Source organism: Streptomyces sp. NPDC052052, assembly GCF_040680455.1.
Taxonomy (GTDB): domain Bacteria; phylum Actinomycetota; class Actinomycetes; order Streptomycetales; family Streptomycetaceae; genus Streptomyces.
In genome coordinates, this window is the sequence record NZ_JBFAWU010000021.1 from 61622 (window position 1) to 74798 (window position 13177).

Here is a 13177-nt window from a genome sequence, read left to right on the forward strand (position 1 = left end):
ATCATTCACCTCTTCATTCGCCGGTAATAACAAATCAGCCAGAATATATTGAAGAGACCCCGACCGTACGGACTGCCACGCTTCATGAGGGGCGGAAGCCCTCGACGTTCCCGCTCGTCAAAATCATCTTGGATGCCATAACGCCAGATTTCGGTTCTGACATCAATAGCGAATATCAGCACGAAGGCAGCCGCACTCGCCGCTTCGATCGAGATCGCGAACCCTGCGACAACAGCTGCGAGGCCGAGCCCCAACCAGACTGCCGCCACAATCCTCCCTCTTGCGCTCAGATGAAAAAGGGCAACGTAGAGCAGGGCGGCCCCCGCGAGTGCAACAAGGAATGCGAGAAGCGTCATCACAACTCTCCACGCCAGGACTTGCATCCATCGTTTATTCGCGCGGCTCCGACTTTCCCCGCAACGGCGTCATAGTGCGAGGCATGGTCCTTGAATCCTGGGCGGGCCCGATGCGAGAAGGCTTTCACGGCGCATACTCTCATGACGCGACCGGCATGACGCCCACTGCCCTACGAAGTGATGTCACCCCTGCCGTAGGCATCGCGCAAAGCCCCATCGCCTGCAGAGCGGCCAGACAGGAGGGCACACTGCGCGAACCACCCCGGTATGAGATCCGGGCCCGCGCCCGCGGGTGCCCCTCCCACGCGAGCGGTTCCGTGCCTGTCACCGCCCGAGGCCGTGGGGCGCGGTGGAGTCACGCGCGGTACCAGGAACGAAGCGCTTGACCCTCACGTGGCGTCATACCGCATTCTCGGGGGCGTGGAAGAGCACCTGACCGTGGGGCGTGTGGCCGGCTTGGCCGGCGTGAGCGTCCGCACGCTGCATCACTATGACGGGATCGGCCTCGTGCGGCCCTCCGCGCGGACCTCCGCCGGGTACCGGGCCTACTCGGCGGGCGACGTGGAGCGGCTGCGGGAGGTGCTCGCCTACCGGCGGCTCGGCTTCGGATTGCGCGAGATCGCGGATCTGGTCGACGACCCGACCACCGACGCGGTCGCGCACCTGCACCGGCTCCGCGGCCTGCTGCTGGAACAGCGCGACCGCGCCGCTGCCACGGTGGCGGCCATCGACAGGGAACTGGAGGCACGGGCCATGGGGATCAGGACGACACCGGAGGAACAACTCAAGGTGTTCGGGGCGCAGTTGTACGACGCCATCGGGTCCGCTTACCCGGCGACGCGGCGCACCGAGCCGCGGATCGCCGCGCGGATCTGGGATGCGCTCGGGGACGCACGGACGGTACTCAATGTCGGGGCCGGCACCGGTTCCTACGAGCCACCCGACCGCGACGTCACGGCGGTGGAGCCGTCGGCGGTCATGCGGGCACAGCGTCCCGCGGGCGCGGCGCCGTGTGTGGCCGCCCGCGCGGAGAGCCTCCCGTTCGAGGACCAGTCCTTCGACGCCGCGATGGCCTTCAGCACCGTTCATCACTGGCAGGACCCGATCGCGGGCCTGCGCGAGATGCGGCGTGTGGCCCGCCGTGTAGTGGTGTTCACGTACGACGCCAGTACCACCGGCTGGCGCGAGAGATTCTGGCTCACCCTCGACTACTTGCCCGAATTCGCCGGCCTGCTCGTCGACTGGCCTTCGCTGGCCGACCTGACCCGCGCGATCGGGGGCCGCGGAGCCGGTGCTGATCCCGTGGGACTGCGCCGACGGCTTCTTCGAGGCCCACTGGCGCCGGCCCGAGGCGTACCTGGACGAACAGGTGCGCCGCGCGGTATCGGTATGGACCAGAGTCGGTCCGGAGGCCGAGGAGCGGGCAGTGAACAGACTCCGCGACGACCTCTCCTCAGGCCGGTGGGCCGAAGGCAACCGCGACCTCGTCGCCCTCGACGCGGCAGAGCTCGACCTCCGCCTGCTCGTAGCGTGAACCCTCGTGCGCGAGAACGCCGCAGAGGACTGACCCGCCGCAATCAGTAGAGGAAGTTCCCCGCGGTCGGCAGCCATGACCGGGCTCATGTCCGGTGGGCTTCCCAAGGCACTGTCCCCGGCAACAAGCCTGGTCATCACCGCCGTTGTCGGTCCGCAGGTTCGTCCGGGTTGCGGCGTGGTTCAGGAAAGAAGCTGACTCTCGGGGCTCGTCCTGCCTCAGAGTGGTGCCATGAGCAATGACGCAGAAGCGCCTGTCGTGCCCGTAGAGGCCTTTGAACCCCCCTACTACGCGGCTGTCTTCACTTCGGTCCGGACCGAGGACCAGAGCGGCTACAGCGAGACCAGTGCCCGCATGGAAGACCTCGTGAAGGACGTCCCTGGGTTCCTGGGGATGGACCACGCGCAGACTCCTGGGGGGTTGTCCATCACCGTCGGGTACTTCCGCGACGCCGACGCACTCACGGCGTGGCGGAACAACGCCGAGCACCTCGCGGCGCAGAAGCGCGGGCGAGTCGAGTGGTACCAGAGCTACACGCTGCATGTGGCGAAAGTGGAGCGGAGCCACGGGTTCGAGCGAGCGTAGGTGCCCGCCTTCCCCTTCTCCCCACAGGTGAGGTGGAGGGTCTGAGGGCCGGCAACACACCGCGCCGGCCACCAGGCTCCTGCGGCCGGGACCATCGCGCTCGACACATGCGCGCCTCTGCCGCCCCCGGCCACCCCGTCATCTCACCAAACGAAAAAAGTGTCCGCATATCAAGACAACATGGTGATCGGAAGCTTGCGTTCCGTACATTTGTCCGCATGTCTGCCCCGGCCTCTCTGCTGTGCCTCGCACTGTTCGCGACCTCCGCGTGGTGTGTCGACGACGGCCTCTGTCGCCGCTGAACCCGGCCCTGCCGCGTCGCCCGTGACGCGCCCCTGCCGCTCAGTGCCCCGCCCGTCGCTCGCTTCGTGCAACCACCCCGGAGACCTTCCGTGACCACCGCGCCCCCCGCCGGGCCGGTCGCGCCCTCACGCGCGCCCATCGGCCTCTTCACCCCCTCCCCCACCTCCTCCGCCCGACCGGACGCACCGCCGCTCCCGCCCCTGCGGTGGATCCCGCTCACGGTGGCCGCGGTGCTCGCCGTGGCGCTGACGGCGTACGTCTGGTCCGCGCACGGCGCCAAGCCGGGCGTCCTGCTGCTGCTCGGGCTCGGTCTGGGCATCGCTCTCTTCCACTCCCGGTTCGGCTTCACCTCCGCCTGGCGCCAGCTCGTGGCCGTCGGCAACGGCAGCGGACTGCGCGCCCACACCCTTCTGCTCGGCACCACCGCCACTCTGTTCGCCCTGATCATCGGCACCGGCACCGGGCTGTTCGGCAGCCAGCCGGCCGCGTCCGGCGGCACCCTCGGTATCGGCCTCGTCCTGGGGTCGGTGCTCTTCGCGATCGGTATGCAGATCGGCGGCGCCTGTGCCTCGGGCACCCTCTTCGCCGTGGGCTCGGGACAGACCTCGCTGGTGCTGACGCTGGGCGGGTTCATCATCGGCGGCACGGCCGCCGCCTGGCAGTACGACCTGTGGAAGGACCTGCCGGCCTGGCAGCCCGTCGTGCTCTCCGACCACATCGGCTGGTTCGGCTCCTGGGCCGTGACCATCGCCGTACTGCTGCTGGTGGTGTGGGTGTCACGCCGGATCCAGGCCCGCCGCAACCCGCCTCCGCTCGGGCCAGTGCCCTCCGCCCGAGGCGCGGCCCTGCGCGCCCTGCGCGGCTCCTGGCCGACGGCAGTCGGTGCCCTGGCCCTCGCCGTGCTCGGCGCCGGCGTGCTCCTGGTCTCCGGGGGCGCCTGGGGTGTCACCAGCGCCTTCGCCCTGTGGGGTTCGAAGCTGATCGGCGCGCTCGGCGGCCGGCCGGAGACCTGGACCTGGTGGCAGCAGCCCGGCAACTCCAACATGCTCGCCGGCTCGATCCTGGCCGACAAGAACAGCCTCACCGACATCGGCATCATGATCGGCGCGGCCGTGGCCGCCACCCTCGCCGGCAGCTGGGTCCTGCACCGGCACATCCCCTGGCGTACCGCGGTCGCCTCGCTGCTCGGCGGTGTCCTGATGGGCATCGGCTCGCGCCTCGCCGGGGGCTGCAACATCGGCGCCTATCTCGCGGGCATCGCCTCGGGCAGCCTCAGCGGCTGGCTGTGGGGTCTCTTCGCGCTGGCCGGCACCTGGGTGGGTCTCCGACTGCGCCCGCTGTTCGGTCTGGGCAACCCCAAGCCCGGCGACAGCGTCTGCTGACGCCGTCTCACCTCCGTCGAGGGTGCGCGGACGACTCCGCGCGCCCTCGACGCGCATCTGGCGGTCTCGGGCCCTCAGCCTTAGCACCCCGGCCTGGTGACTCCTGCCGGGTGACTCCCGGCCCGCCGACCGCGCTGACACCGGTCACGGAGGCCGGTCCCCAACTGGTCCCCGGACACGATCAAGGGCCGATTTCGGATACTTCCGAAATCGGCCCTGAGCTACGACTCTCACGAGTCGGGACGACAGGATTTGAACCTGCGACCCCTTGACCCCCAGTCAAGTGCGCTACCAAGCTGCGCCACGTCCCGGTGCGCTTCCTCCCGGTGCTCCCGGGCGGCGGCGCAGGACAAACATTACCTCACTCCGAGGAGCGGATTGACGCCCGTGCCTGGTGGGCGCGGTGTGCCAGGGTTTCGGCCCCGCAGGCGGTGGCCAGTTTCTGGGCCCTGGCCAGCTCCCTCGGGGAGCTGATCGCGATGCCGTAGTCGACGAGGGCCAGGGCGTGTTCGTACGCGGACGGGGACGCCTCCAGGTGGCGGACCGACTCGGCCAGCAGTTGCGGGACCTCCTCGGGGCGGGCGAACAGCGCGACGCAGCGCAGGGCCTCCCCTATCGCGGTCTCCGTGCCGAAGCGTTCGGCGTGCATCCGGGCCGTGGCGGCGAGTTGTGCGGCACGGGCCGGGTCCTCCTCGGCCAGGGCGCGGGCGAGATCACCGGCCCAGGGCGCCCATACGCCGTTGAACCGGCCGCGGGGTTCAAGGGCTTGACCGGCCGCTTCCAGTTCGGTGGCGGCTTCCTTCATCCGGCCTTCGGCCAGCAGCAGCCGGCCGCGTACGCACGGCGCGTCGGGCAGCACCATCGCGCTCGGGTAGGGCGTGCCGAAGTCGTAGCGGTCGGCGATCCGGCGGGCCTCGCCGACCCGGCCGCGGGCGACGAGGGTGTCGATGAGCAGGCAGGTGGCGTCCCAGTGGACGGGAAGTCCGCTGCCGACACGGTCGGCGAGCCGCAGTCCTTCGCGGAGAAAGCCCTCGGCCTCGGCCAGGTGGCCGCGGCGGCGGTGGACCAGGCCGAGCAGGGTGTGCGCGAAGGCCAGGTGCGCACCGCTCCAGCCGGAGATCTCGAAGGCGCGGACGGCCTCGCCGAAGAGTTCCTCGGCGCGGTCGACCTGGTCGGTGAAGGCGTAGGTGATGCCGACGAGGGTGGGGAGTTCGAAGCCCCATTCGGTGTCGGTCCAGCCGAGCCCTCGGGCGGGATGGCCGTCGACCAGGGCGCGTTCGCAGAGGTCGACGACGAGCTGGGCGTTCTCGCCGCGCATCATGGCGTCGAAGGCGCGGATGGTGAGCAGGGCGCGTTCGGCGTTGTCACGGCCGGAGAGGTGATCGGCGTTCTGGGCGAGACGACGGGAACGAGCGGGCCCGTCGTCCTCGGCGGCCTGCATGCCCTCCCACAGGAAGGCTCCGGCCTGGAGCCGCATGAGGCCGGAGCCCGGGGTGGTGCGCGCGGCCTCGGCAGCGAGGGCGCGCACCGCTTCCTTCAGCTCGTTGTTGTGGGCGTGTGCTGCGGCCAGCCGGTAGGTGGCGTCGACCCGTTGGTCGTCGTCGAGACCGGGCATGTCGAGGGCGGCCCGCAGATGCCGGACCGTGGTGGCCGGGGAGCTGAGCAGTGTGGCGCAGCCCAGTTCGTACAGCAGGGTGGCTCTGACCCGTTGCCGCGGTGGTTCCTCCAGAGCGCGTTCGAGGCAGCGGCGGGCGGCGTCCGGGGCGCCGACCGCGAGGTGCTGTGTGGCTGCTTCGCGCAGCTGCTCGACCAGTTCCTGGTCGTCGTCGGGGTGTACTTCGAGCAGATGCCGGGAGGCCGCGGCGGCGCCGAGTCCGGCACGCGTGATGGCCCAGGCGGCCCTGCCGTGCATGGCGGTGCGGGTGGCCGGCGGGATGGAGCGGTACACCGCCGAGGCGATCAGCGGGTGTACGAACTCCAGCGGGTCGAAGCCGGTGACGATGCGGGCCTCACGCAGTCGCGCCGTACAGTCCGCGGCCTCCGCGGAGGTCATTCCGGCGAGGGTGGCGGCGAGGTCCTGGGAGATGTCGGTGCCGAGCACGGCGGCTGCCCAGGCGAACCGGGTGGCGTTGGTGCCGAGCCGTTCGAGCCGGGCGACGAGGCCGCTGCCGCGGGCCGAGGCGCCGAGTTCGCGCAGCAGCCCCGCCGATTCGTCCAGCGGTGCCAGTTCGCGGTCCTGGACCTTGGCGACGAGTTCGACGGCCTCGTAGGGGTTGCCTCCGGTGACGGCCCACACCTCGCGGCAGAACGGGTCGTCGGCGTGCTCGCCGAGGGCCGCGCGGACCAGTTCCGCGGTGGCGTCCGGGGTGAGGGCGCGCAGGGCGACCCGGATCTGGCAGGGGTGGGCGCCGCCTTGTCCGCTCTCCTCCGTCCGTTCCGCCCGTTCCTCCGTCCGTTCTGCCCGTTCCTCCGGCCGCTGGGCCTGGACGACGAGGACGGGCAGTTCGCCGAGGCGCGCGGTGAACGAGGCGAGCCAGGCGAGGGACTCGCCGTCGGCCCAGTGCGCGTCGTCGATGATGAGCAGCAGCGGACGGTGGCTCAGCAGGGACGCGATCCGGGAGACGAGGAAGTCCAGGCCGTCCCGCACCCCTTGCGGATCGGGCTGGGGACCACTCGGTTCGGCGAGTCCGAGTGCGGGAGCGGCAATCTCGTACCAGGGTCCGAACAGGTTGCGCACCTCGTCGGGCGGGAACTGGCCGAGGGCGGGCTGCAGCAGTTGGCGTACGACGTGGAACGGCACGGACGTGACCGTTTCGCCACCGCGTGCGGACCAGACGGTGCACCGGCCGGCGGCCAGGACCTGGATCTCGTCGAGCAGAGCCGTCTTCCCGATACCGGCCTCACCGCTGAAGATCAGCAGCCCGCCGGTCGCCTGGGCGCCGCACAGGGCGTCCACGGCCTGTGCGGCGGCGGCGAGTTCCGGTTCGCGCTCGTACAACGGCCGGGACTGCTTCATCCCTACCCTCCCCAAGTGGTGCGGATGCACGTCGACCCTAGTGGGGCCCGCGCGTCCCCCGACAGTGATTCGGACAGTTCTCCGCAGGTGCGAGGCACAATCGAAGGGTGGACGAGACCCGCAGGGACCGCGACGCAGAGGGCCGGGCACGCAATGCGCGCCCCCGTGACGGGCTGGGGCGCCCGCTGCCGTACGGGGCACCGGGAGTGGCGCGGCAGCCCGAGGGCGTGGTACGCACCCCCGAGGAGACCCTGCGCGAGGCGCAACGGCTGCTGGGTGCGGGGATGCCGTTCCACGCGCACGAGGTGTTCGAGGACGCGTGGAAGTCGGGTCCGGAGGCGGAACGGCAGCTGTGGCGCGGTCTGGCGCAGCTCGCCGTGGGTCTGACCCACGCGGCGCGGGGCAATACGACGGGCGGCGCCCGGCTGCTGCGCAGGGGCGCCACGGCACTGGCACCGTCCGCGGGCACCCGGCCGCACGGCATCGGGGTCGACGAACTCATCGGCTGGGCCGAGGACTTGGCCGGGCGCGTCGAGACGGAGCGGGCCCACGGCGCGGACCCGACGCAGGTCCGGCCGGTCGATGCCGCGGACGAGGCGCCGTGCCTGCGGCCCGGGAGCCGGTGACCCGGCCGCCCGGACGCGGTGGGGCATGGGGCAGACTCGGTGCCGTGAGACAGATCTATGTCATCGGTATCGGCGCGGGCGACCCCGACCATCTGACCCTTCAGGCCGTCAAGGCGCTGAACCGGGCGGATGCGTTCTTCATCCTCGACAAGGGCGCGCAGAAGGCCGATCTGACCGGGCTGCGGCGGGACATCCTCGATGTGCACGTGCGGAACACCGCGTACCGCCTCGTGGAGGCACGGGACCCGGAGCGGGACCGCGCGACCGCGGACTACTCCCCCGCGGTGGACGACTGGCGCAGCCGACGGGCGGATCTGTACGAGCGGTTCATCGCGGAGGAACTCGGTGAGGACGAGTGCGGGGCGTTCCTGGTGTGGGGTGATCCCGCACTGTACGACTCCACGCTCGGCATCCTCGAGGAGATCCTGGACCGGGGTTCGGTGGCCTTCGAGCACGAGGTGGTTCCCGGGATCAGCAGTGTCTCCGCACTGCTGGCCAAGCACCGCACAGGTCTGAACCGGGTGGCTCGTCCGGTGCAGATCACCACGGGCCGGCGGCTGGCCGAGGGCTGGCCCGAGGGGGTCGACGACGTGGTGGTGATGCTCGACGCACGGCAGGCGTTCACCCGCCATCTCGACCAGGACCTCTTCATCTACTGGGGCGCGTACGTGGGAACCGAGGACGAGATCCTCGTGTCCGGGCGCCTCGCCGAAGTGTCCGACCGGATCGAGGAGTTGCGGGCCGAGGCGCGCGCCCGAAAGGGCTGGATCATGGACACGTATCTGCTGCGCCGCGGCTGAACCGGCCTTCCTGGCCCAGCAGTCGGAGTACGGACGCGACATCGCGCACGACGGTGGTGCCGGGTGGCGGCGGTGGGCGGCGGACCACCACCACGGGCACGCCGAGGTTCCTGGCCGCGGTCAGTTTCGCGGCCGTCGCGGGGCCGCCGCTGTCCTTGGTGACGAGGACGTCGATGGCGGCCTCGCGCATCAGCGCCGTCTCGCCCTCGACGGTGTACGGGCCCCGGTCGAGGACCAGGTCGGTGTGGCGGGGCAGCGGTGGCTCGGGGGGTTCGACGGAGCGTACGAGGAAGTGGAGCGCGTCCGCGCCGGGGGCCGTGGCGAAGGCGGCCAGGCCGAGGCGGCCGGTGGTGAGGAAGATCCGCCGGCCCAGGGCAGGCAGCTGCGCGGCGGCGTGTGCGAGGTCGTCGGCCGGGTACCAGCGGTCGCCGGGACCCGCCGTCCACCCGGGACGGCGCAGCGCGAACAGGGCGGTCCCGGTGGCCTTCGCGGCCTCGGCGGCATGGGCGCTGATGGTGCGGGCGAACGGGTGGGTGGCGTCGACGACGGTGTCCACGCCATGAGTACGCAACCAGTCGGCGAGGCCCCGGGGCCCACCGAAGCCTCCGATGCGGACCTCACCGGCGGGCGTCCGGGGCCGGGCGACTCTGCCTGCCAGTGAGCTGGTGACGCGCACCGTCGTGTCGGCGCCGGGCCCGGTCAGCTCGGCGGCGAGGTGCCGGGCCTCGGCCGTACCGCCGAGGATCAGTATGTGGCCGCTCATGCACCGAACCTACGTCACATTCGGCGCAGGAGTCCCGGAGCGGCGAACAGGGCGGCCCTGAGCGCATTACGATCCGGCGTCATGAGCATTTCTGACCAGGACCAGGCAGTGGATGTCCCGATAGCCACGTCCGGGACCGTTGCGGAACCCGAGTCCCAGGATGCTGCGGAGGCTCCCGCACCACCCGATACCGAGGCCGAGGCGCAGGCCGCTGCGGAGGGGAGCGGCTCCCGAGACGTTGAGCGGACGCCGCCGGGTGCCGGTCCCGACGTCAGGTCCGAAACCGTTCCCGAGGCCCTTTCCGGCCCCGGTCCCGAGGCCGCCTCCGAGGCCGGTGACCGGCGGCTGACGCCGCGTCAGGCCAGGCGGCTGCGCGTCGTTCTCTCGTCGGTCGGCATGGCGGCGATGGCGGTCGTGCTGGTGCTGCGGATCGCCGCCAGGTCCTCGGTCCTGGTGGTCGGTGTGTACGGGCTCGCCCTCATCCTCTGCGGCATCGTGATCGAGCTCAGCAGGAACGGCCGTACCCGGCTGGGAAGTTGGCTGCTGGCCCTCGGCCTGCTGGCCGCGATCGGCTCGGACTGGCTGCTGATCCCCTGACGCGGGTCGGCGCACCGCCGACGGCGAGGACGCCGGTCCCGGTCGTACGGTGCGCAGCGTCGTGCGCGGGGCCGCGGGTGCCGGATCCAGGTCACCGCAGCGCAGCGGTGCCGGATGGCCGCGCGGCCCCGCCCGGCTACACGTCCGTCCGGATCACCACGACCAGCGTGCGCGGACCGTGCACACCCTCCACCCGTTCCAGTTCGATGTCGGACGTGGCCGAGGGTCCGCTGATCAGCGTCGTCGGCCGCTCCGGCACCAGCCTGGACACCGCCTCCGGCACCCCGACCTCGACGGTCGACAGGTCGACGACGCACACATGCAGATCGGGGACGAGGGACAGCGCCCGTCGGCCCTGGTCGGGCGAACCGTCCAGGAAGATCGTGCCCGTCTCGGCGCAGCTGACGGCCGAGGCGGTCACGACCCCGTCCAGTGCGTCGAGCCGGGGTGCCGGGATGTCCGCGGAGTCCCGCTGGACCTCGCCGTCGTACGCGCCGAGCCAGACCGCGTCGAGCCCGGCGGGCACTCCGATCCGCCGGGCGCCCTGTTCCTGCAGCACCTCGGCAACGGCCTGTGCCGTGCGGTCGGCGGTGCAGGTGTGCACCAGTGCCTTGTAGTCGACGAGCCGGTCGGTGAAGAGCGCCAGCCGTTCGTCGTCGGGGAGGGTGCGGCCGGTGCGGTAGGCGCGGGGAACGGTGATGTCCGGGGCCGGGGCGAGGGCCAGGGCGTCCCTGATCCTGCCCAGCACCGTTTCGCGAGCGGTCGTCACTTGTCCTCCTCCTTCTTCTGCTTCTGCTCGTGCTCGGCGGCGGCGGCGCGCATCGTCGCGGCGCCTTCGTCCGATGCGAGCCAGGACCGGAAGGTCTGCTTCGGCGGGGCGGCGGTGTCGCGACTATTGCTCCAGCCGTCGAACGGAGGCGGAAGATGCGAGATCTGCCCGTCCCGCCCGGCGACGACGCGGAGGATCGCCGCGCTCTTCTGCGCGGCGGTGAACAGCTTCGGGCTCTTCATCACTCCGGCCGCGGCCTTCATGGCCAGCTTCTCCGCCGTCGTGCCGGCCTGTTCGGTGTTCTGATGGCGCAGCTCGACCAGGAGCGAGGGAATGTCGATCTTGACCGGGCAGGCGTCGAAGCAGGCGCCGCAGAGGCTGGAGGCGTACGGCAGCGAGCTGTTGGGGTCGTTCTTGGCCGCGTGCATCCCGGCGAGCTGCGGGGTGAGGACGGCACCGATCGGACCGGGGTAGGTCGATCCGTACGCGTGGCCGCCGGCCCGTTCGTACACCGGGCAGACATTGAGGCAGGCCGAGCAGCGGATGCAGTTGAGCGCCTCGCGTCCGATGCGGTCGGCGAGCGCGGCGGTGCGTCCGTTGTCGAGGAGGACCAGGTGGAAGTCCTGCGGGCCGTCGCCGGGTGTCACGCCGGTCCACATCGAGGTGTACGGGTTCATCCGCTCGCCGGTGGAGGAGCGCGGCAGCAGCTGGAAGAAGACCTCCAGGTCCTGGAAGCGCGGCAGGACCTTCTCGATGCCCATGACGGTGATCAGGGTGTCGGGCATGGTCAGGCACATCCGGCCGTTGCCCTCGGACTCGACGACGGAGAGGGTGCCGGTCTCGGCGATGCCGAAGTTGGCGCCGGAGATCGCCACCTTGGTGGTCATGAACTTCTCGCGCAGGTAGGCGCGGGCGGCGGCGGCCAGGTGAGCGGGCACGCTGTCCAGGTCCGGGTCGACTCCGGGGATCTCGTTCAGGAAGATCTGGCGGATCTCGTCGCGGTTGCGGTGGATCGCGGGGACCAGGATGTGCGAGGGCTTGTCGTGGGCGAGCTGCACGATGAGCTCGGCAAGGTCGGTCTCGTACGGGGTGATGCCGACGGACTCCAGGTGCTCGTTGAGCCCGATCTCCTGGGTGGCCATCGACTTGACCTTGATGACGTCGCTGCTGCCCGTCGCCTTGACCAGCCGGGTGACGATCTCGTTGGCCTCGACGCCGTCGCGCGCCCAGTGGACGGTTCCGCCGCGCTCGGTGACCTTCTGTTCGAGCTGCTCCAGGAGTTCGGGCAGCCGGTTCATCGTGTCGGTCTTGATGGCCGACCCGGCGTCGCGCAGCTGTTCCCAGTCCGGGAGTTCACCCGTGACGTTGAGGCGCTTGGCGCGGATGGTGTGGGTGGCCCGGCCGAGGTTGCGACGCAGCTGCTCGTTGCGCAGTTCGTCGTGCGCGGCCTTGGGGAACTTGCGTTCACCCCGCAGGTTTCCCGTCCCGTACGGGGAGCGGGGCGGGGTGGCGGGCATGCCGAGGAACGTGCTCATCGGGCGGCCTCCGTCAGGGCGTACGGCGCGTTGCGGGTGGAGCCGAGGATCTGGGCGAGGTGCAGGGTCTGCGTGCCGGCCTTGATGCGGTGCAGGCCGCCGCCGATGTGCATCAGACAGGAGGAGTCGCCGGCCGTGCAGACCGCCGCCTTCGTGGCCAGGACGTTGCGCATCTTGTCCTGGAGCATTGCGGAGGACGTCTCGGCGTTCTTGACGGCGAAGGTGCCGCCGAAGCCGCAGCAGGAGTCGGCCTCGGGCAGCTCGACGAGGTCGATCCCCTCGACGGCGCGCAGCAGCCGGAGCGGCTTGTCGCCGACCCGCAGCATCCGCAGGGAGTGGCAGGTGGGGTGGTAGGTCACCCGGTGCGGGAAGTAGGCACCGACGTCGGTGACGCCGAGGACGTCCACGAGGAGCTCGGAGAGTTCGTACGTCTTGGCCTTGACGCGGGCGACGCCCGCACGCAGCGGGGCGTCGCCGTACCGTTCGGCGATGATCTCGTGCTGGTGCCGGACGGAGCCCGCGCACGAACCGGACGGCATGACGACGGCGTCGATGGAGGCATCGCCGAACTGGTCGGCGAAGTTACGCACGAGCGGCAGGGGTTCGCGCTGGTAGCCGGTGTTGACATGCATCTGGCCGCAGCAGGTCTGGCCGGGCGGGAACACCACCTCGTGGCCCAGGCGGGCGAGCAGCACCGCGGTGGACTTCACCGCCTCGGGGAAGAGAGTGTCTCCCAGACAGGTGGCGAAGAGTCCGATACGCATGGGGTCTCCTCGATCGATTGTTTTGGTCGGACCATACTAGCCTCCGTCCATTTTAAGGGGACGAGGCGCACGCCCTTTCGGGCGAGTGACCTATCAGTCAAGTTGGTCCGACCTTATTGACATACGACATATCGGATGTCCTACTAA

11 protein-coding genes, 1 tRNA gene and 1 pseudogene are annotated in these 13177 nt (G+C 70.7%); 6 read left to right on the forward strand and 7 right to left on the reverse strand.

The features are described from left to right. Positions 1–5: 5 nt before the first annotated feature. On the reverse strand, positions 6–356 hold the full coding sequence (locus tag AB0L71_RS24105) for a hypothetical protein (protein WP_365246620.1): 351 nt from the start codon (positions 354–356) through the stop codon (positions 6–8). A gap of 447 nt (positions 357–803) precedes the next feature. Here AB0L71_RS24105 and AB0L71_RS24110 point away from each other — a divergent pair. From AB0L71_RS24110 to AB0L71_RS24120, 3 genes and pseudogenes are all read left to right on the forward strand, one after another. Further along, positions 804–1890 (forward strand): annotated as a pseudogene (locus AB0L71_RS24110) (MerR family transcriptional regulator). A gap of 231 nt (positions 1891–2121) precedes the next feature. Beyond that, positions 2122–2475, forward strand: a complete 354-nt coding sequence (locus tag AB0L71_RS24115; RefSeq protein WP_365246622.1) for an antibiotic biosynthesis monooxygenase — start codon at positions 2122–2124, stop codon at positions 2473–2475. Between the two features lie 392 nt (positions 2476–2867). Further along, entirely contained in the window at positions 2868–4160 is a 1293-nt protein-coding gene (locus AB0L71_RS24120; RefSeq protein WP_365246624.1) for a YeeE/YedE family protein, read from the forward strand. A gap of 237 nt (positions 4161–4397) precedes the next feature. Here AB0L71_RS24120 and AB0L71_RS24125 read toward each other — a convergent pair. Together AB0L71_RS24125 and AB0L71_RS24130 are read right to left on the reverse strand one after the other, a co-directional pair. Then, positions 4398–4471, reverse strand: a tRNA-Pro gene (locus tag AB0L71_RS24125). A gap of 50 nt (positions 4472–4521) precedes the next feature. Continuing rightward, positions 4522–7176 (reverse strand): AAA family ATPase, encoded by a 2655-nt coding sequence (locus AB0L71_RS24130; RefSeq protein WP_365246626.1) that lies wholly within the window; start codon positions 7174–7176, stop codon positions 4522–4524. A 107-nt stretch (positions 7177–7283) separates the two neighbouring features. On the opposite strand from AB0L71_RS24130, the gene AB0L71_RS24135 reads away from it, so the two are divergent. Continuing rightward, entirely contained in the window at positions 7284–7802 is a 519-nt protein-coding gene (locus tag AB0L71_RS24135) for a DUF309 domain-containing protein (protein ID WP_365246628.1), read from the forward strand. Between the two features lie 44 nt (positions 7803–7846). Then, a complete protein-coding gene (cobF, locus tag AB0L71_RS24140; protein ID WP_365246630.1) occupies positions 7847–8602 on the forward strand; it encodes a precorrin-6A synthase (deacetylating) in 756 nt (251 codons plus the stop codon). On the opposite strand, the gene AB0L71_RS24145 is transcribed toward cobF, so the two are convergent. Then, positions 8571–9365, reverse strand: coding sequence for a cobalt-precorrin-6A reductase (locus tag AB0L71_RS24145; protein WP_365246632.1), 795 nt, complete (start codon positions 9363–9365; stop codon positions 8571–8573). The genes cobF and AB0L71_RS24145 overlap by 32 nt on opposite strands. Before the next feature lie 81 nt (positions 9366–9446). On the opposite strand from AB0L71_RS24145, the gene AB0L71_RS24150 reads away from it, so the two are divergent. Next, the gene (locus AB0L71_RS24150) at positions 9447–9962 is read left to right on the forward strand and encodes a hypothetical protein (RefSeq protein WP_365246634.1); all 516 of its coding nucleotides are present in this window, start codon (positions 9447–9449) and stop codon (positions 9960–9962) included. Between the two features lie 136 nt (positions 9963–10098). Here the strand turns inward: AB0L71_RS24150 and AB0L71_RS24155 are convergent, their stop codons facing one another. Genes AB0L71_RS24155 through AB0L71_RS24165 form a run of 3 tightly spaced genes read right to left on the reverse strand, consistent with a single transcriptional unit; the run spans position 10099 to position 13030 of the window. Further along, positions 10099–10731, reverse strand: coding sequence for an LUD domain-containing protein (locus tag AB0L71_RS24155; RefSeq protein ID WP_365246636.1), 633 nt, complete (start codon positions 10729–10731; stop codon positions 10099–10101). Continuing rightward, positions 10728–12266, reverse strand: coding sequence for a lactate utilization protein B (locus AB0L71_RS24160; protein ID WP_365246637.1), 1539 nt, complete (start codon positions 12264–12266; stop codon positions 10728–10730). Before AB0L71_RS24160 ends, AB0L71_RS24155 begins: the two co-directional genes overlap by 4 nt. Then, a complete protein-coding gene (locus AB0L71_RS24165; RefSeq protein WP_365246638.1) occupies positions 12263–13030 on the reverse strand; it encodes a (Fe-S)-binding protein in 768 nt (255 codons plus the stop codon). Before AB0L71_RS24165 ends, AB0L71_RS24160 begins: the two co-directional genes overlap by 4 nt. Positions 13031–13177 lie beyond the last annotated feature (147 nt).